This is a genomic window from Natrinema sp. CRL1, from assembly GCF_059162405.1.
Window position 1 is genome coordinate 460,755 of sequence record NZ_JBLVOY010000004.1, and the last position, 19,511, is coordinate 480,265.

Here is a 19,511-nt window from a genome sequence, read left to right on the forward strand (position 1 = left end):
GATGGGCAACCAGCCCCTTATCGTACTCTCGGAGGACAGCCAGCGCACCTCCGGGGAGGACGCGCAGTCGATGAACGTGCAGGCCGGGAAGGCGGTCGCCGAATCGGTTCGGACGACCCTCGGCCCGAAGGGGATGGACAAGATGCTCGTCGACTCGTCGGGCAACGTCATCGTCACCAACGACGGTGTCACCCTGCTCTCGGAGATGGAGATCGACCATCCCGCGGCCGACATGATCGTCGAAGTCGCCGAGACCCAGGAAGAGGAAGTCGGTGACGGTACTACCAGTGCCGTCGTCATCGCCGGCGAACTCCTCAGCCAGGCCGAGAACCTGCTGGACCAGGACATTCACGCGACCACCCTCGCGCAGGGATACCGAGAGGCCGCCGAAGAGGCCACCGAGGCCTTAGAGGAGATCGCCATCGACGTCGACGAGGACGACACCGAAATCCTCGAGCAGATCGCCGCGACGGCGATGACCGGCAAGGGCGCGGAAAACGCCAAGGACCTCCTTTCGGAGCTCATCGTCGAGGCCGTTCGCGCGGTCTCCGACGAGGACGGCGTCGACACGGACAACATCAAAGTCGAGAAGGTCGTCGGCGGCTCCATCGAGAACTCCGAGCTCGTCGAGGGCGTCATCGTCGACAAGGAGCGCGTCTCCGAGAACATGCCCTACTTCGCCGAGGACGCCAACGTCGCGATCATCGGCGGCGACCTCGAGATCAAAGAGACCGAGATCGACGCCGAGGTCAACGTCACCGACCCCGACCAGCTCGAGCAGTTCCTCGAGCAGGAAGAGGCCCAGCTGCGAGAGATGGCCGAGCAGATCGCCGACGCCGGCGCTGACGTCGTCTTCGTCGACGGCGGCATCGACGACATGGCCCAGCACTACCTCGCACAGGAGGGCATCATCGCCGTCCGCCGCGTCAAGTCCAGCGACCAGGGCCAGCTCGCACGCGCAACCGGCGCAACGCCGGTCTCGAGCGTCGACGACCTGACCGCCGAGGACCTCGGCGTCGCCGGCAGCGTCGCCCAGAAGGAGATCGCTGGCGACCAGCGCATCTTCGTCGAGGACGTCGACGACGCGCAGGCCGTCACCCTGATCCTCCGCGGTGGCACCGAGCACGTCATCGACGAGATCGACCGCGCCGTCGAGGACTCCCTCGGCGTCGTCCGCACGACCATCGAGGACGGCAAAGTCCTCGCCGGCGGCGGCGCACCCGAGATCGACCTCTCGCTCGCGCTGCGTGACTACGCCGACTCCGTCGGTGGCCGCGAGCAACTCGCCGTCGAAGCCTTCGCCGACGCGCTCGAGGTCATCCCGCGCACGCTGGCCGAGAACGCGGGTCTCGATCCCATCGACTCGCTGGTCGAACTCCGCAGCGCCCACGACGGCGGCGACACGGGTGCCGGCCTCGACGCCTACACCGGCGACACCATCGACATGGACGCCGAGGGCGTCTACGAGCCGCTCCGCGTGAAGACCCAAGCCATCGAGTCCGCCACCGAGGCGGCCGTGATGCTGCTTCGCATCGACGACGTCATCGCCGCGGGCGACCTCGCGGTCTCCCACGACGACGATGACGAAGAGATGCCACCGGGCGGCGGTGGCATGGGCGGCGGCATGGGCGGTATGGGCGGCGGCATGGGCGGCATGATGTAAAACGAAGTTTTGCTCTGCGGGCCAGCAAGCTGGCCCTCGGCAAAAATTCGATTAAAAGCACTCCTTCCTCCGTTTCGGCCCCTTCGGGGCCTCCACATCGGTCGTCGGCCCGCTCGGGCCTGCGGCCCTCGCGGTGGGAGTCGTCGTACATCACCGCTCAAACTACCGCCTCCGCCGTTTCGAGTCGGCCCATCTTTGTTTGCCGTTTCGTCGCCGCTTCGATTCTCCTTGGATGAGAGACAAGCATCTGTTTCCGAGACTGGCTCGAGCCCGCTGATTATTCTCGCGTTCCCGTGAGCAGTGATAGCGTCGCATGTACCGGGCGTTCCCGAATCCCACGCTGCCGTCGATTCACGACGAACTAAGTGCGAGCCCGCAATATTCGCGGGTATGAACACGCTTCTACTGGACAGCGACGACGTCGACGAGCACGCTGCACTCGCGGCCGTTATCGATGCAGTCGAGCAGGCCTTCGGAGCCTTCGAGCGCGGGGCCACGCAGATGCCCGCGAAATCGTACATCGATCTGCCGCAGTACAACGGCGATTTCCGGTCGATGCCGGCGTATCTCGATACGGGCGAGTGGGACGCCGCCGGGATCAAGTGGGTCAACGTCCACCCCGACAACCCCGCGGACCACGGGCTGCCGACCGTGCTGGGGACGATGATCTACTCCGATCCCGAGACCGCGTTCCCGCTCGCGATTATGGACGGGACGACGCTCACGATGAAACGGACCGGTGCCGCGGCGGCCGTCGCCACCGACTATCTGGCCGTCGAGGACGCCTCGAGTCTGGGCCTCGTCGGGGCCGGGGTTCAGTCCTACACCCAACTCGAGGCGATCAGCGAGGTACGACCGATCGAGGAGGTCGTCGTCTCGGACCCGGACGACGAGCGGGTCGAGCGGTTCGTCGAGACCTACGAGGACCGCTTCGACGTTCGCGGCGGCACGATTTCCGAAGCCGGACACTGTGACGTACTCTCGACCGTGACGCCGGTCGAGGACCCGATCGTGGGTCTCGAGGACGTCGGCGAGCAGACCCACGTCAACGCGATCGGGGCCGACGCCGAGGGGAAACACGAACTGAGCGACGGCCTCCTGCAAGCGGCCCGGATCGTCATCGACGATCACGAGCAGTGTACCCACTCCGGCGAGATCAACGTCCCCTACGGTGAGGGTGTCCTGACCGACGCGGACATCCACGGTGAGATCGGCGAACTCGTCGTCGGTGCGAAAGCGGGCCGAACCGCGGAGACGGGCGTCACTGTCTTCGACTCGACGGGACTCGCCATTCAGGACGTCGCAGCCGCTCGCGTCGTCTACGAAAACGCTCGCGAGACCGATTCCGGCTACGACTTCGGGATGATCGATACCGATCAGTAGGGTTTCGATCCCGGTCTGTGACCGGCAACGACTCTCGAGTGTCGGATCTCAAAAACGCGAAAATCGGTGTTTTTCGATCGTTAGTCGTCCGTTTCGACGGCACGAGACCGATCGGCGGTGTCGCTGCCGAACGCCGTCTCGCGGAGGTCGGCTTCGATTTCCTCGAGCGACCGGCCTTTGGTTTCGGGGACGAGCCGGTAACAGAAGACGAGCGCGAGAAGCGAGAGCACGCCGTAGAGCCAGAACGTGCCCGTCTGCCCGATGCCGTCGATCAGCCGGAGGAAGGTCAGCGAGACGATCAGGTTCCCGGCCCAGTTGACGACGGTGACGACGCCCATCGCCGTCCCGCGGACCTCCATCGGGTAGATCTCGGAGATCATCAGCCAGAAGACCGGGCCGAGCCCGATCGCGAAGAAGGCGACGTACAGCATCAGGCTCCCGGTCGCGACCCAGCCGATCGCACCCGAGAGACCGGGCAGGTAAAACACGACCCCGAGGACGGCGAGCATGAGGGTCATCCCGGCCAGTCCAGTGAGCAACAGCGGCCGGCGGCCGGAGCGGTCCATCAGCACCACTGCGACGACGGTCATGACGACGTTAACAGCGCCGATCCCGACGGTCGCGAGGATCGAGGCGGTGTCGGCGAAGCCGGTCGACTCGAGGATCGTCGGCGCGTAGTACATGACCGTGTTGATGCCGGTGACTTGCTGGAACGCCGCTAACCCGACGCCGACGATCAACATCGGCCGGACCCACGGCTCGAACAGGTCCTGCAGCGACCCGGACTCGGTGCGGATCGTCCGCTTGATTTCGTTGAGTTCGTCCTCGACGTGGCTCTCGACGCGGGTGGTCGTCAGCACCTCGCGGGCGTCCGATTCGCGTCCGTGTTCGTAGAGCCAGCGGGGACTCTCCGGCATGAACAGCATTCCGAGGAACAAGACCGCCGCGGGGACCATGCCGAGGCCGAGCATCCAGCGCCACCCGCCGCCGCTTGCAAACACCTCACTGGGGACCGTTCCGAGGCCGAGCCAGCGCCAGAGGCTAGCGCTGGAGAACGCGTAGTTCACGAGATACGCGATGAGGATGCCGCTAGTGATCGTCAGTTGGTTCAGCGAGACTAGTGAGCCGCGGATCTCGGGCGGCGAGATCTCGGAGATGTACAGCGGCCCGACGACCGACGCAAAGCCCACGCCGATCCCGTCGACGATCCGACCGACGATCAAAATCTCGACGGTCGGGGCGATCGCCATGATGAACGACCCGACGAAGAAGATGACGGCACCGACGAGGATGAGCCGTCGCCGACCGAGCCGATCGGCCAGCCGACCGCCGAGCGCAGCGCCGATGATCGCACCGATCATCGCGCCGCTGACGACGATCCCCTCGACGAACGAGGCATTCATCGACACGCCGAACACCGTCGTCAGTTCGAACGCGTTTCGGATGTACAACATCGCACCGGAGATGACGCCGGTGTCGAATCCGAACAGCAACCCGTTGAGCGCGGCTAACGCCGCGACGACGTAGACGAACGGATTCCGTTCGTTCCCGGTCGCTCCTGAATGTGTCATGGACATTGCTACTCTACGTAAATTATTGTCTCATATTGTAGTTAACAAATGTAACGATGTGCGTGTCCGAACGGACGACGACTCTGTTCCCGACGGGAACCCGTCGGCAGCGACCCAATATCCGGCCGAAATACCCGCTCTCGAGGCGACTCAGCTATCGTCGCCGGGCTCGATCACGTTCCGATCCGACGCGGAATCGAGCCCGTCATCGATAGCTCGTCGGCGTAGTGGGCGACCGGATCGCCGGTCGGCGTCGGCAGGCGGTTGGCTTCGAACATCGTGTTCTCGTGGATCGCCACTGTGGCCGGCTGGAGCGGCCACGGGTCGTGGGCGATCTCGCCGGTGAGGATTCCGTTCGCCTCCGGTGCATAGAACCGGCGACGCGCCGTGAGCCAGTGTACGAGCGTGTCCGGTTCGGCAGTAAAGACCGGGCCGTCCGGACGATAAGTCGCGGCGAATCGGGCGGCGGTATCGCTCGCTGACTCGTTCGCTCGCCGCTCGCTTTCGAAGGCGACGTGGTTCTCCTCGGTGGCCCCGACGCGCATCTTCGCGCGGTAGATCGGCAGTCGGGTCGTTCGACCCAGGGTCCCCGCGACGAACGAGTTCCCGATGTCGATACTGAAGAAAAACAGGCCGGGATCGCCGCGATACCGCACGTAGGTTCGAACGTTGAGTTCGGAGAAGGCAAGCCGGGTGATCGACGGCGTCCCTCGGAATCCGACGTTCGTGAGCACGAACGGGAGCACGCTCAGCCACGCGTGCCCGTCTCGCGTCTCGAGTGTCAACTCGCCGGGGATATGGGGCCGGAGCGCGTCGGGATCGACTGGCCAGTGGACGAACAGTCCGTCTCGCCACGTCATCGAGGCGACATGCGGTGCTTTCGGCGACGACCCGTCTGCGAACGACCATCGAAAGGGATCCGTGCGTTGTGCGTTCATCCTCGACCAACAGTTGCCAGCGACCCTACGACGAGCCGGCGTATAAAATAGATAGCCTGCTGTCAGATCCGATGGCGGTTCGGTCGGGGCTCGAGTCGGCGGGCTCGGCCGTGGACCGCGGATTCGTCGCTCGCTCGAGGATGCGCCCTCAGTCGTCGATCTCGATCGCCGGCCGGCCGGGCTCGGCGTTTGCGAGCACGTCGTCGGCCGCCTTGTCGGCTCGCACGACGCGAACCGGCGCGTCGAACTCGCGTTCGATCAACCACGCGGCGGACTCGAGGGCCGCGTGTTCGGCCTCGGGCTCGAGGCTCATCGAGAGCGCCTCTCGTTCGGCCTGCAGGTCCTGTCCGTAGTCGGCGGCCGCGTCGCCCTGTTCGCGGATCTCCGCGTGCTGCATGAGTTCGCCGATCAGGTTGTCGGCGTCGCTCTCGATCGCGATCTCGAGGGCGTCGTACTTCCAGTCGGGGGCGATGACGACGTCGATCGCGTTCGGATCCTCGATGCCGGCGACCTCGACGATATCGCGGATGTCTTCGCGGGTGTTCTCGACCAGGCGGCGGCGCTTGGCGACGTAGTCGCGGTCGATCTCGGCGGTCGGCCACGCGGCCTCGGCGACGAACTCGTCGTTGCCGAGCGTTTCGTAGAGTTCTTCGGTGAGGTGCGGTGCGACCGGCGAGAGCAGTCGAACGACGGCCGACAGCCCGCGCTCGTAGGTCTCGGCGTGGGGCTCGGTGTACTCCGCGTACTGGCGGAGCGTTCGGACGAGGTCTTGTGTCTCCCGCAGCGCCTTGTTGAACGTCAGGTCATCGTACTCGTCGCTGGCGATGGCGATCGTCGCGTCGATCTCCGCGTCGACGTAGCTCGCGATCGCATCGTCGTCGCCGTCGGGCTCGTCGGCGACGTACGTCTCGACCATCCCCTTCAGCCGGTCGAGGAAGGCGTAGGTCGACTTGACCCCCTCCTCGCTCCAGTCGAAGTCCCGCTCGGGCTGGGCGGCCTGCATCATGAACAGCCGCGCGGTGTCGGCCCCGTACTCCTCGACGATCCGCTGGGGCGAGACGACGTTGCCCTTCGACTTCGACATCTTCTCGCCCTCGAGTTGGACCATTCCCTGTGCGAGCAGGTTCGTGAACGGCTCGCGGTGCTCCAGTCCCTCGTGGTCCGCCAGGACCTTCGTGAAAAAGCGGGAGTACAGCAGGTGCATCACGGCGTGTTCGATGCCGCCGACGTACTGGTCGACCGGCATCCAGTCGTTGGCCTGCTCGAGGTCAAACGGTGCCTCGTCCAGTCCGGGCGAGACGTACCGCAGGAAGTACCACGAGGAGTCGACGAAGGTGTCCATCGTGTCCGTCTCGCGGGTCGCATCGCCGCCGCAGTCGGGACAGGTCGTCTGTTTCCATTCTTCGGCAGCGTCCAGCGGGTTCCCGGTGGTGTTGATGAACGCCGGCAGTTCGACCGGCAGATCCTCGTCCGGCACCATCACGGGCCCGCAGTCGTCGCAGTGGATCACCGGAATCGGCGTTCCCCAGTAGCGCTGGCGGGAGATTCCCCAGTCGCGGAGTTGGTACTGCTCGGTCCACTCGGCGCTGTCGATGTCCTCGGTCAGCCGTTCGCGGGCACGTTCGCTCTCGAGGCCGTCGTACTCGCCGGAGTTGATCAGGACGCCGTCCTCGGTGTAGGCACCCTCCGCGACGTCGGGTGCGGTCGGCTCCTCGTCGCCGTCGAGTTCGGGGGCGATGACGGGGACGATGTCGATGCCGTGTTTCTCGGCGAAGGCGTGGTCGCGCTCGTCGTGGCCGGGAACGGCCATCAGCGCGCCGGTCCCGACGTCCGAGAGGACGAAGTCCGCGACGTAGACCGGAATCTCGTCGCCGGTGACGGGGTTCGTCGCGGTCAGGCCCGTCTCGACGCCGTTTGGCTCGTCGCCGTCGGGGTCGGCTTCCTCCTCGATGAAGCGCCGGATATCGGCGTCGTCTTCCGCTAACTCCTCGCTGATCGGGTGGTCGGGCGCGAGCGCGAAGAAGGTCGCGCCGTGGATGGTGTCGACGCGGGTGGTGAAGGCCTCAACGTCCCCGTAGCCATCGATGGCGAACTCGAGTTCCGTCCCCTCCTGTCGGCCGATCCAGTTGCGCTGCATCTGGCGCACCGAGTTGGGCCACCCCTCCAGGTCGTCGATGTCCTCGAGCAACTCGTCTGCGTACTCGGTGATTTTCAGGAACCACTGCTCGAGTTCGCGCTGTTCGACGGGGGTGTCACAGCGCCAGCAGAGTTCGGCCTCGCCCTCGACCTGCTCGTCGGCGAGGACGGTCTCGCAGTGGGGACACCAGTTGACTTCGGCGTCGCGGCGCTCGACCAGCCCCTCCTCGTGGAACCGGGAGAAGAGCCACTGGTTCCACTGGTAGTAGTCGGGCGTGCAGGTGGTGATCTCTCGGTCCCAGTCGTAGCCAAAGCCCATCGACTCCATCTGGTCGGTCATGGTCTCGATGCAGTCGATGGTCCAGTCGCGCGGATTCGTATCGCGCTCTTTGGCCGCGTTTTCTGCGGGGAGGCCGAACGCGTCCCACCCCATCGGGTGGAGGACGTCGTCGCCGCGCATCCGGCGGTAGCGGGCGTACGCGTCCGTAATGGTGTAGTTACGGACGTGGCCCATGTGGAGTTTGCCCGAGGGGTACGGGTACATCCCGAGGACGTACGTCGGATCCTCGACGTCGTCGGGCGTCCGATAGACGTCCGCCTCGTCCCACGCCTCTTGCCAGCGCCGTTCGACCGTCGCGTGGTCGTATCCCGCGTCGCTCATTTGCTTATATACCTCTAGGGCGACGTCCCGCCCTATACCTTTCCATACCGCGACCCACCGGGCCGTCGACGGCTCCAGCGCCGGTCTCTCGAGAACAACGCTTACGGTGGCCGCCGCCCAGCTCGAGCTCGTGGGCGAACTCGCACGCGAGACACAGGAACGCCTCCGCGACGTGCTCGCCGAGCGCCGCCCCGGCCTCGAGTGGCGCGTCGAACACCGGCTCGCCGGGACGCCGGTCGATGTCGCGGGGAGCGGCGACTCCAGGCTTGTACTCATCGAACTCGAGTGGCGGCGGGCCGACCCCGCCGACAACGCGGCGAAGCTCTTTCGCCACCTCGAGGCGGGCCTGCTCGATGAGTACGACTCGATCACCGTCTGTCACTGCTTTACCGAGTACTACGACCTCGCCTCGGGCGGCGTTTCTTCGAAGCGGGCAAACGCCGAGTTCGTCGGTCAGGTTGCCGCCCGGGCCGTCGAGCGGTTCGCGTACCATCCCGTCGAACTGCCCCTCGAGCCGCCGAAACGGGGCGGCGACCGTCCTGACGACCTCTCGGATGCTGTCGATACAGCCGTCGAATCGATCGATACACGCCTCGAGTCGTAACGCCGACGGCAACCTCCGCGGTCCGTGGGCGGAACGTTTTATTCTCGTCTCGGTAATGCTCGAGGCATGGTATCAGATTCCACGGTCTTCGTCACGGGAGCGAGTCAGGGCCTCGGCCGCGAAATCGCCGTCGCGTTCGCCGATGCGGGCGCGAACGTCGTCCTCGCGGCCCGGAGCGACGGCATTTACGAAACTGCGGACGCGATCGACGCACCCGACCGCACGTTGGCCGTCGAGACCGACGTGACCGATCATGAATCGGTCGTCGACGCCATCGACGAAACCGTCGAGACTTTCGGCGGACTTGACTGTCTGGTGAACAACGCGGGGATCGCCGGCCCGACCGCGCCGATCGAGGAAACGACCGACGGCGAATGGCTCGAGACGCTGGATGTCAACGTCATCGGTATCGCCCGTGTCACGCGGGCGGCGGCACCGCACCTGCGCGAGTCGGAGCGGGGCAGTATCATCAACATCTCCTCGATCGGCGGCAAGCGGCCGTACGCGAATCGGACGCCCTACGCCGCCTCGAAGATGGGCGTGATCGGACTGACCCGGGCGCTGGCCGCCGAGTTCGGCGACGACGACGTGCCCGTCAACGCGATCTGTCCCGGCCCGGTCGAAGGCGATCGGATCCGGGGCGTCTTCGAGCGACAAGCCGAGGAAGCCGGCGTCCCCGTCGAGGCCGTCGAAGGCGACGTTCTCGAGAGTCTCATGATCGACGACCTCGTCCCACCCGAGGAGGTGGCCGAGTTGGCCGTCCACCTCGCGAGTGCGGAGTCGCGACACGTCACGGGACAGGACATCAACGTCTCTTCGGGCGGTGCGTGGTACTGAGACAGAGCAGAATCGAGACGACTCATACGGTCTACTGTACCGATTTACCGGTGGGGCCGCAGGGCGGTCACGGTCCCACGGCGATGACTTCCAGTAGACCGTATCAGAGGACGCCGAGAACCGCGACGATCAGCCCGAGGGAGACGAGGAGCCCGCCCGCCGCCTTCTGGAGCCGGACCGACGAGCGGACCTGTTCTCGCTGGTCCTCGAGCGAACCGGCCGCGATCGCGAGTGGGGTCTCGTCGGTCCCCCGGAGGACGGGGCCGTCAGCCCCCTCGGTCAGTTCGCCCCGAACGACCAGTTCGTCGCCCTCGCGGACGACGGTGGCCTGATACTTGTCCGGCATGGTGGTCTTCCCGCCGACGCTTACGTTGAACTCGAGATCGCTGACGACGCCATCCTCGCCGGCCAATCCCGTCCGCTCGAAGAAGCGATTGATCGGGTCGAGGTCGCCGAGATAGGATTCGGTCTCCGGTTCGCCCAAGAACAGCCCCGGCGAGTCGAACGGGTCGTCGCCCGCCTCGAGTGCGAGCGTCGTCGCGTCCACGCGGACGCGGTCCCAGCCGTGATCGATGTCGAACTCGCCGGTCGCGAGTTCGGCGTCGGTAGTGTTCCACCGAGTACCGTTGGCCGCGTTCTCCTTCTGACGGATCCGCCACGCCCAGACGGCGGGCGAACCGCCCTCGCTCGGCTCGGGACCGGTCCGTCTCGGAGATGCCGGTTCCCGGACGTGTACCGGGCCGCTGAGGGTCACCTCGCCGCCCGGCTCGACCCGTTCGTCGGCCGCCGACGCGAGTTCGTCGATCGTTTCCCGGCGGTCGCCGAGTTCGCCGGCTTGAGACAGGACGATTCCCCCGAACAGGAGAAAGATTCCCGCAACGGCGACTGCGATCAATTGAACCATGCCCGATGAGTTGTCACCGAAACATAATAATTGTCCGGAACCGTTCGCTCACTATGATCGTCGAACCCGGAGGAAACAGTCTCACGGCGAGCCCATGCGGGCAGCGTCTTACTTTTCGTAAAGAAGCGCGGGGCCTCGAGACGCGGCGATCCCGGTTATTCGATGTCGATCTGTCGCGAATCCTCGCCGCTCGACACCTTCGGTAGCCGCACCGTCAGCACGCCGTTCTCGAAGCCGGCGGCCACTCCCTCCTCGTCGACCGGCTCCGGCAGGCGGATCCGCCGACTCACCGAGGTCTCGGTCCGCTCGCGCCGAATATAGCGCCCCTCGGCGTAGTCGTCCACGTCGGTCCGATCGGCCTCGAGGCGAAGCGTGCCGTTCGACAGCGTCAGTTCGATGTCGTCGGTCTCGTAGCCGGGCAGGTCGGCTGTGACGACGTACTCCTCGTCCGTGTCGGCGACGTCGACCGGGACCGACCCGGGGACCTGCAGGCCGCCGGCGGTCATTCCCTCCTCGACCTGACGGCTAACGCGGTCGAGCATTTCTTCGATATTGTCGAACGGATTGCGTCGCATACTCGGTCGTAGGTGCCCGACGGGGATAAATTCTGCCCGCACCGCGGCGACAGAAGGCGACTACTCGAGGAGGGTTACGAGGTCGTCCTCGAGCGCGTCGAGCAGGACTTCGCGTGCGTGACCGTCCGGATCGACGCCCTCGTAGACGGCCTTCACCTCGCCGTCGGCCAGCAGGAACGTCGTTCGCGCGGTCGCGCCGTCTCGCAGGTCGACGTCGAAGGCCTCGGCGACCTCCCCGTCGGGGTCCGCGAGCAGGTCGAACTCGAGGCCCTCCGAGTCACAGAAGGACCGGTGGGAGTCGACATCGTCCGTCGAGACGCCGTAGACGTCGACGCCGGCGTCCAGATACGTCTCGTACTCGCGCTGGAACTGGTTCGCCTCGATCGTACAGCCGGGCGTATCGTCTCTCGGATAGAAGTAGAGGACCGTCGGCTCATCGAAGGCGGGGCTGACAGTCTCACCGTCCTGATTCGGCGCGGTCACGGTCGGCGCGTCGTTGCCCGCAGTGAGTACCATACTCGTGGTACCGGGAGACGGGGAAAAACAAGTTGTGGTCGGTCGCCTCGGTTCTCCCCTGGCCACCGATCGCCGTGGTCCGCTCCCGGTCGTGCCCCAAGTACTTCTTCGTGATTTACAGCGTGTGAGGAGTCTCCGAGCTTATTATACATCGGTCGTCGTAGCCATGAGTACAGCGTGCTCGTGTCCGGGTTGGGGTAGTGGCCTATCCTTCAGCCTGTGCGGCTGAGACGCGTAGTTCGATTCTCGCACCCGGACTTTTTCGCGACGAGTAAAACAAGGAACGGAAAAACCGGATGGCGAGATCGAATCAGACGAGCCGCGCGCAGCGAAGCGAGCACGTCTCGGCGTGGTTCGATTCTCGCACCCGGACTTCGACGCCGTCACACGGATATCCCGTCGCCGCACCGGCTCGAGTCGGTAACGGATAGCGCTGCCAAATCCGGTTTGCTTATACTCCTCGTGGCAGTCGTCTGCACTATGATCGATACTGTCCTTCACACCGGTTCGGCACACCCCGACCTTCTCTGGATCCTCGTTCCGAGTTTCCTCTCGTTCGTCGCGGGGCTCGGAGCAGCCACGTACGCCGACCGCATCCGCACGTGGATCGGCCGCGAGAACGCCGCGACGGCCGACTGATCGCCGCTTCGTTTCGAGCGCTCGCGCTTACTCGACAACGTGTTCGGTATCGTACGAGCCGAGCCGCCGGACCCAGCCGTTCTCCGCGAGCTCCTCGAGGTCCGCGATCGCGTCGGCGGTCCGTGACTCGTAGAGGCCGGCCTCGAAGTCGATGTGGAAGACGTAATCGCCCAGCCGCTGGCCGCTCGGCCGCGACTCGACGCGGGTCAGGTTGATGTCCCGGTCCGCGAAGGGCTCGAGCAACTCGAGCAACAGCCCGGGGTAGTTCGCGTTCGGGTAGACCACGAGCGAGGTTTTCCCGCCGCCGGTCGAGCGCTCCGCGGCGGGCGCGATCGCAAAGAAGCGCGTCGCGTTCGAGTCCTGGTCCTGAATGTCCTCGGCCAGTACCTCGAGGTCGACGCCGTCTTCGGCGTTCGCCGGGTGACCGATCCCCGCGACCGAGGGGTCGTCGCGGGCGAACTCGACGCCCTGTGCCGTGCTCGCGACGGCCTCCAAGGTCGCGCCGGGGTGTTCGCGATCGAGGTAGGACCGACACTGGGCCAGCGCCTGCGAGTGGCTGGCGACGGTGTCGAACTCCGGTCCCTGTGCGAGCAGGGCGTGTCTGATCGGGGTGACGATTTCGCGGACGACGGCGACCTCGTAGTCGGCGACCGCGTCGAGGCTCTCGGTGACGCTGCCCTCGATACTGTTCTCGATCGGGATGACGCCGCGGTCGTACTCGCCGCTTGCGACGGCGTCAACGATCGCCGTGACCGATTGTCGGAAGTCGATCTCGTCGGCGTCGGCGATCGCGCTTGCCGCTCTGTGGGAGTACGTTCCTTCGGGCCCGAGCGTAACTGCAGTCATTACCCCACGATAGCAGGGAACGGGTCAAAAGACCGTCGGGTTTTCCGACGCGGATCGACCGGCGGTCGACGCGGTCGCAATCGTCACACGGTCCGTTGTACCGATTTACTGGAGCAACCGCGAACCGTCCCGCGGTTGCTCCGGAAATGACGTACAGCGGTCCGTATCAGTCGTCGGTCGGCCCACCGGATGGGCTCTCGCTCGAGACGATCCAGCCACCCGTGGTCGCCCGCTTGGCGACGTGGGGCTGGAAGACCCACGCACACAGCAGGACGATGGGGAGCATCGTCGCCGCGACCACGGAGTAGCCGGTGTGGAGACTCGGCATCATCGGCGCGGCGTAGACGAGTGGGTAGACGATCCCACCGACGGTACCGACGCCGCCGACGACGCCGGCGACGCTCCCGGAACTGTTGGGGAACATCGCCGGCACCTGCGCGAAGATCGCCCCCTCGGCGAACGCACAGCCCATCCCGACGACGAAGCCGGCGGCGACCGCGAGCATGACCTGCCCGGACAACCCGGCCAGCGTCATGCCGACCATCGCGAGGACGATGAAACACAGTGAAACGAAGGTCCACTGCTCGCGGTACCGGCCGGTGAAGATCGGCAAGATGTTCTTTTCTTTGCGGGCCAGCAAGTCGCTGACGTAGCCGCCGATCGGTCGCAACAGGCCGGCCGCGACGGAGAACGTCGCGGCGAACGTGCTCGCGAGCACGAGGTTGTTCGTATTGAACCCTTCGCGGTAGTAGGTCGCGAGCCAGCCGTTCATCGAGAGCTCGAGGCCGAAGCTCATCACGTACGCCAGCGCGAGCACGACGGTGCCGTAGCGGGTCGCGGTGTAGATCCAATCTTTGAAGTTCGCGCTATCTTTGGTCGCCTGTCGTTTCTCCTCGCTCTTTGCGGCCTCACCGAGCACGAAGTAGGCGATCGCCAGCAGGATCGAGACGATCCCGGTGTAAAAGAAGGCGGCCCGCCAGTTGCTCTCGAAGAGGGGGCCGCTCCAGCCCTCCGTGAACACCCGCGGGAGGATCAGCGCTCCGCCGGCGGCACCAGCGTTGCCGACCCCGGCGTAGATCCCCTCGGCGGTACCCAGCTCTCCTTCCTCGAACCACTCGGAGACGTGCTGAATCCCGATGACGAAGGTGATCCCCGCCGTCGCGACGATCAGTCGCGTGACGAAGAACACGCTGTAGGACTCCGCGAACGCGGACGCCATCGAGAACACGCCGACGTACGCCAACACGATGGCGAACACCGTCGGCGCGCCCCAGCGATCGGAGAGCCAGCCGGTCAGAATGCGTCCGAACGGCGCGAGCCAGATGGCCGCGCTGGCCAGAATCCCGATCTCGGCCACCGAGAGGCCGAACTCCTCGGCCATCGGGCCCGTAAACGGAGCGAAGGAAAACCAGATCAGGAACGAGAAGTTGAACCCGACTGTCGCCAGCACCAGCGTCCGCCACTTGGTCATCTTGATCACGAACGCTCACCCCCAACGCTGCCGGTAACTCTCCGGTCCGCCCTCGCCCACGATCCGAGCAAATGTGGCATAATAGTTTGGAATCTCTCAACTACTGGCCTCGATACAGCCATCAATGGGCTCTTCTCTTCGATCTTCCTCGACATGCGTTACTCGAGTGGTCCGGCGACTATCGTATATACCTGATTATTAGATTCCATCCAACTCTGGGGGATAGGTAGCACAAAACCAGCTAGTACTATCTCGATTATATTCCGACCGTACGTCCTATTCCCAGCAATATTAGCTGGATCGCAAAATCGACACCCTCACCGAGATGATCCGGACGCGTCGCTTGCGGTCGAATTACTACCGGAGAAAACTACCGATCGGCCGACTCACTCCTCGAGGTGTTCGATCCCTTTTTTCGCGACGTTGGCCTCCGTAATCTCGTTTGGCATCCAGTCCGGCTTGTCGTCGGGCGCCGTCTCCTCCCACGCCCAGCCGTCGTAGATGTGGACCTTGTCGGTCCCTTTCTCTCGGAGCTGTAACTCGACGCGTTCTGCATCCTCCTCGCTCGAGCCCGGCTCGAGCCGGCGGGCCGCTTTGAGCGCTGCCTGTCGGGGCGTGTTGCCCGAGAAGACGCTCGACTCGTCACCGCCCGATTCGCGCAGTGCAAAGTTCCGTTTACCGTCTTCGCGTACCATGATTTTCGCCTCCGTGTCAATTCAGCACACGATCCGACATAAAGATATCCCCGCAAATCGACCGACTGCGGCGGTATCTTTAAGTGAATAGCGTGACCATCCTCCCCGCAGTAACTGTCTCCTGAGGAGATCGTCGTCCCCTCGTTCTCCGTCGTTCGGTTTCGTCTCGCGGTCATTCGTTGAGGCGTCGAAAACACTTAAGTATATCCTGCGGCGAAGTTCGGGATAGAATCCCGCGATGGTACGGAAAAAGAAGCTGAGTCCAAGCGGTGCGAAAGACGACGACGGTAACTACCACAACGTCCACCTCAACCTCCACGAGGACGAACTCGAGGTCGCGGGTATGGATATCGGCGACGAGGTCTTCGTCCGAGTCCGGGACGGCAAAATAATCATCCAGAAAGCCGACGACGACGACGTCGAACACGAGTTCTAAAGACCGACCTTTTACTCTGCGGTCTGTTTCGCTGGCGGCAGCGTAGCTGCCGCTCAGCGAACCATCCCTCGGTAAAAGGTCGATCAAAAGCACTCCTCCTTCCTCTCCGCTCACTTCGTTCGCTCCGAGTCAGTCGTCGGCCCGCTCGCTCCCTGCGGTCGCTCGCGGTCGATCACTGGACCGTTACCGCAGAACACCGCTGAACTCGAGAAAACCGCTCTCTCTTCAGCGCAGCGCCTCGAGATCGAACTCGAAGGCTGAGACCGGTACCTCGAGGTCGTGTTCGACGAGTACCTTCGGGTGGACTTCGCCGATCACGCCGACTTCCTGGCCGTCGATGACGACCGCCGCGGTTCGACCCGAAATGAAGGTCGGATGGTCGGTCGGCGGCGTCTCGAGGTCGACGTCGAAGTTGCGAGCGAGCGCCTGCAGGCGCGCCTTGGCGTCCTCGTAGCCGGCCTCGTGGTGGGCGAGGACGGCACCGACGCGACGACCCTCTGCGACGCCGGTGTTTTCGCGCTCGTCGACCTCGGCCGCGAAGCCGATCTCGGCGAGATTCTGCGGGTACGAGCGGTGGGTGTTTCGCTCGAGGACCATCAGCAGCGAGGGCATAACCCACGTTCGAAGCATGGTGAAGTCCTCGCTGTAGGGCTCTTTGATGGTCGCTGGCTCGCCGGCTCCGTAGGCGTCGTCGCCGGGCGCGATATCGAGTCGGTCGTAGTTCTCGCCCTCGCTGATCATGTGGAAGTTCAGCATGTCTTCGAAGCCGAGGCCGACGAGTTGCTCGCGGACCGAGCGCTCGAGTCGGGAACGCTCGTGGCGGCCGCCGACGGTCCCGATGTCGGGATAGCGTGGCTCGAGGTCGTTGAAGCCGTAGGCCCGCCCGAGGTCGTCGATGACGTCCAGCGGGTGGAGCACGTCGACGCGGTAGGGCGGGATCGTGACCTCGTAGACGAGGTCGCCCGCGTCGCTTTCTTTCTTCTCTGCCTCGAGACCGGAGCGCTCGGCGAGGTCGATCACCTCGTCGGGATCGAGCCCGATGCCGAGGATGGTCTCGATGCGGTCGTGGGCGACCGTCTTCGTCTTCATCGAGAGATCGGGCCGGACGAGTTCGTAGTCCGGATACTCGACTGTCAACTCCTCGATGGTAGCCCCGCGGGCCGACAGCGCGTAGCAGACGATGTTCAGCATCTTGTCGATCGTCCACTGGTCGGTGCCCGTCATCTCGACGAACAGGTCTCGGGAGTCCGTCGACACTTCGGTGCGACGGCCGTTGATCACCGGCGGGAACGAGAACAGCCCGAGGCTGTCGTAGATCGCCGGATACCGCTCGTACTCGCTGACCAGATCCGCGTAGGTCTGGCCGGTCTGGTGGCGCTCGAGCACGTCGGCCGGCGTCATCTCTTCGTCGGAATCGAGGGGGACGAACCGGTCTTCGTCGGGTTCGACGCCGACGTACTGAATCGTCGGGTTCCCCTCCGTCGCAGCCGTGCCTTTGAGCATCGTCAAGTCGTGAATCCCGATCGCGCCCTTCGCGCGCTTGCGTCCCATCGTCGCGTGGAGCTTCTCTTGGAGTTGGATGAGCGACTCGAGACTCTCCTCGTCCAGATCGACGTCGCGGATGACTGCGCCCGTGACGTAGGGTCGTTCGTCGGGGACCGACTCCGCGACTTCGATGGTCCACTCCGGCGAGTTCGGCGAGGGCACGTGGGTCCCTCGCGCGTCGCCGTACTGGTAGCGCATCGAGCGGGCGACGCCCTCGACGGAGAGCCGGTCGAGGCGGTCGGGCGCGAACTCGAGTTCGAACGCCCCTTCCTCGGTGCGGCCCTCGAACTCGAGGCCGAGCCCGAACAGGTCCTCCTGTAGCTCTTCGTCGCTTTTCTCGTCGTGGCCGGTCAAGTCTCGCAGTTCGTCGGGGTCGATATCGACCGTGGGCATCAGTAGGTCACCTCCGTCTCGCGCAGCAGTTCGAGGTCACACAGCGTCCCGTGGATGTCTCGAATGTCCTCGAAGCCGTACATCAGCATGAGCAGTCGCTCGAGGGCGAGCCCCCACGCCATCACGTCGCACTCCACACCGAGGGGCTCGAGCATCTCCTCGCGGAAGATGCCCGAGTTGCCGATCTCGACGAGTTCCCCGGTGGTGGGGTGGGTGCCGAACAGCTCGAAGCTCGGCTCCGTGTAGGGGTTGTAGTGGGGTTTGAACTTGATGTCCGTGATCCCGAACTGGGCGTAGAACTCCTCGAAGGTGCCCATCAGATCGCGCACCGAGAGGTCCTCGGCCATCACCCAGCCCTCGATCTGGAAGAACTCGAGTAAGTGCGTCGGGTCGAGCGTGTCGTTTCGATACACCTTCTCGACGCTGAAATAGCGCTGTGGGGGCTCGAGGTCGCCGATTTCCTCGCCCGAAAGGTACCGTGTCGACAGCGAAGTGGTGTGCCCGCGCAGTGCGAGCGCCCGCGCGAAGTCCTCGTCCCACGGCGAGTGATAGCCCTCGCCGTCCTCGCCGACGCCCTCCCTGTGGGCGCGCTCGACGCGCTCGACGAGGTCATCCGGAAGCTCGTCGATGTGGGTCGGCTGCTCCAGGGCGAACCGATCCCAGTGCGTGCGCGCGGGATGGTCTTGGGGCATGAACAGACAGTCGTTGATCCAGAAGTCCGCGTCGACGTGGGGGCCTTCCATCTCCTGAAAGCCCATGCCGACGAGGACGTCCTTGACGCGCTCGGAGGTCTGGCGCAGGATGTGGACCTTACCGCCCTCGAACTGCTCGGCGTCGGCCTCGACGTTGTACTCGCTGAACTCGACGTCTTCCCATTCGCCGCTCGTCAGTAACTCGGGGGTGACCTGGCCGACCGTCTCGGCGGTCTCGATCCCAGCCATCAGTTCCGTGACGGCGCGCTCGGTCAGGGTCGCCTCGCGGACCGTCGACTCGCGGCGGTCGAGCAGGCCGCGGCGCTCGAGCGACTCGAGCGTTTCCGAATCGACGTCGACGCTGTCGATCGGGGCGTCCTCGACGTCGGCCAATTCCTCGAGCGCGGCCGCCTCGGCGTCCGCATCCGGATCGGCGTCGGGATCGGCGGTGATCTCGCCGCTGTCGATCGCGCCGTAGCCCTTGCGCGCGTAGTTCGAGAGCGCGATGTCGACCGCACCGCCCTCGAGCCCCGACGCGCCGATGACCTGCCCCATCGAGACGGGGTCGGCGTCGGCCCCGGCCTCGAGTGCGGCCTCGTAGAGCCGAATCTCGGGAAGTCGGTCGGTGACGTACTCGCGCCCCTCCTCGGTGAGCGCGACCGTTTCGTCGACGCGTTCGCTGACGGCGAGTAGCCCCTCGTCCTCGAGTTCGAAGACGGCCCCGGTGACGGTTTCGGGGGGGAGCTCGGTCGCCGCGGCGAGGGCGTCGACGGACGTTGCCTCGTCCGCAGTCGCGGCCTCTAGGACCGCGACCTGTTGTGCTGGCAGTTGCATTCGCTTACCTGCATTGCTGTGGGTCGGTCAGTTAGCGGTTCCGACTCGGGTCGCTGCCGTCGCTCGAGGCGACGACAGTGTGCGGACGGTTTCGCCGGCGGCGGCCGATATGGCCGTCGCCGGCTCCACCGGCCCGGTGTTACCGGGCGAAAACGAAATCGAATCCCGACCG

17 protein-coding genes are annotated in these 19,511 nt (G+C 65.0%); 6 read left to right on the forward strand and 11 right to left on the reverse strand.

Going from position 1 to position 19,511, the window contains the following annotated elements; translation table 11 throughout:
* The first annotated feature begins 1 nt into the window (after position 1).
* Together thsA and ACJYUO_RS16390 are read left to right on the forward strand one after the other, a co-directional pair.
* Positions 2-1,663 (forward strand): thermosome subunit alpha, encoded by a 1,662-nt coding sequence (gene thsA, locus ACJYUO_RS16385; RefSeq protein WP_494346480.1) that lies wholly within the window; start codon positions 2-4, stop codon positions 1,661-1,663.
* A 390-nt stretch (positions 1,664-2,053) separates the two neighbouring features.
* On the forward strand, positions 2,054-3,046 hold the full coding sequence (locus ACJYUO_RS16390) for an ornithine cyclodeaminase family protein (RefSeq protein WP_494346413.1): 993 nt from the start codon (positions 2,054-2,056) through the stop codon (positions 3,044-3,046).
* Positions 3,047-3,126: 80 nt separating this feature from the next.
* On the opposite strand, the gene ACJYUO_RS16395 is transcribed toward ACJYUO_RS16390, so the two are convergent.
* The 3 genes from ACJYUO_RS16395 to leuS form a co-directional block, all read right to left on the reverse strand.
* Positions 3,127-4,617, reverse strand: coding sequence for a sugar porter family MFS transporter (locus ACJYUO_RS16395; RefSeq protein ID WP_494346414.1), 1,491 nt, complete (start codon positions 4,615-4,617; stop codon positions 3,127-3,129).
* 173 nt (positions 4,618-4,790) lie between these two features.
* Positions 4,791-5,555, reverse strand: a complete 765-nt coding sequence (locus tag ACJYUO_RS16400) for a YqjF family protein (protein WP_494346415.1) — start codon at positions 5,553-5,555, stop codon at positions 4,791-4,793.
* Positions 5,556-5,703: 148 nt separating this feature from the next.
* The gene (gene leuS / locus ACJYUO_RS16405; RefSeq protein WP_494346416.1) at positions 5,704-8,352 is read right to left on the reverse strand and encodes a leucine--tRNA ligase; all 2,649 of its coding nucleotides are present in this window, start codon (positions 8,350-8,352) and stop codon (positions 5,704-5,706) included.
* 106 nt (positions 8,353-8,458) lie between these two features.
* Between leuS and ACJYUO_RS16410 the strand changes: the two genes are divergently transcribed.
* Entirely contained in the window at positions 8,459-8,956 is a 498-nt protein-coding gene (locus ACJYUO_RS16410) for a hypothetical protein (RefSeq protein ID WP_494346417.1), read from the forward strand.
* 66 nt (positions 8,957-9,022) lie between these two features.
* A complete protein-coding gene (locus ACJYUO_RS16415) occupies positions 9,023-9,793 on the forward strand; it encodes an SDR family NAD(P)-dependent oxidoreductase (RefSeq protein WP_494346418.1) in 771 nt (256 codons plus the stop codon).
* A 103-nt stretch (positions 9,794-9,896) separates the two neighbouring features.
* Here the strand turns inward: ACJYUO_RS16415 and ACJYUO_RS16420 are convergent, their stop codons facing one another.
* From ACJYUO_RS16420 to ACJYUO_RS16430, 3 genes are all read right to left on the reverse strand, one after another.
* Positions 9,897-10,697, reverse strand: a complete 801-nt coding sequence (locus tag ACJYUO_RS16420) for a hypothetical protein (protein WP_494346419.1) — start codon at positions 10,695-10,697, stop codon at positions 9,897-9,899.
* A 155-nt stretch (positions 10,698-10,852) separates the two neighbouring features.
* Positions 10,853-11,272, reverse strand: coding sequence for an Hsp20/alpha crystallin family protein (locus tag ACJYUO_RS16425; protein WP_494346420.1), 420 nt, complete (start codon positions 11,270-11,272; stop codon positions 10,853-10,855).
* Positions 11,273-11,332: 60 nt separating this feature from the next.
* Complete coding sequence (locus ACJYUO_RS16430) at positions 11,333-11,788, reverse strand: peroxiredoxin (RefSeq protein WP_494346421.1); 456 nt, start codon at positions 11,786-11,788, stop codon at positions 11,333-11,335.
* Positions 11,789-12,268: 480 nt separating this feature from the next.
* Here ACJYUO_RS16430 and ACJYUO_RS16435 point away from each other — a divergent pair, with 480 nt between their 5' ends.
* On the forward strand, positions 12,269-12,427 hold the full coding sequence (locus tag ACJYUO_RS16435) for a hypothetical protein (protein ID WP_494346422.1): 159 nt from the start codon (positions 12,269-12,271) through the stop codon (positions 12,425-12,427).
* Positions 12,428-12,454: 27 nt separating this feature from the next.
* Here the strand turns inward: ACJYUO_RS16435 and pheA are convergent, their stop codons facing one another.
* From pheA to ACJYUO_RS16450, 3 genes are all read right to left on the reverse strand, one after another.
* Entirely contained in the window at positions 12,455-13,273 is an 819-nt protein-coding gene (gene pheA, locus ACJYUO_RS16440; protein WP_494346423.1) for a prephenate dehydratase, read from the reverse strand.
* A 166-nt stretch (positions 13,274-13,439) separates the two neighbouring features.
* A complete protein-coding gene (locus ACJYUO_RS16445; protein WP_494346481.1) occupies positions 13,440-14,744 on the reverse strand; it encodes an MFS transporter in 1,305 nt (434 codons plus the stop codon).
* A 386-nt stretch (positions 14,745-15,130) separates the two neighbouring features.
* Positions 15,131-15,439, reverse strand: a complete 309-nt coding sequence (locus ACJYUO_RS16450; protein WP_006431837.1) for a non-histone chromosomal MC1 family protein — start codon at positions 15,437-15,439, stop codon at positions 15,131-15,133.
* Between the two features lie 238 nt (positions 15,440-15,677).
* Here ACJYUO_RS16450 and ACJYUO_RS16455 point away from each other — a divergent pair, with 238 nt between their 5' ends.
* Positions 15,678-15,875: a SymE family type I addiction module toxin gene (locus tag ACJYUO_RS16455; RefSeq protein WP_006431836.1), complete on the forward strand. Its 198-nt coding sequence runs from the start codon at positions 15,678-15,680 to the stop codon at positions 15,873-15,875.
* 225 nt (positions 15,876-16,100) lie between these two features.
* Here ACJYUO_RS16455 and pheT read toward each other — a convergent pair whose 3' ends face one another.
* Entirely contained in the window at positions 16,101-17,813 is a 1,713-nt protein-coding gene (gene pheT / locus ACJYUO_RS16460) for a phenylalanine--tRNA ligase subunit beta (protein ID WP_494346424.1), read from the reverse strand.
* Positions 17,813-19,339, reverse strand: coding sequence for a phenylalanine--tRNA ligase subunit alpha (gene pheS, locus ACJYUO_RS16465; RefSeq protein WP_494346425.1), 1,527 nt, complete (start codon positions 19,337-19,339; stop codon positions 17,813-17,815). Before pheS ends, pheT begins: the two co-directional genes overlap by 1 nt.
* Positions 19,340-19,511: the final 172 nt, after the last annotated feature.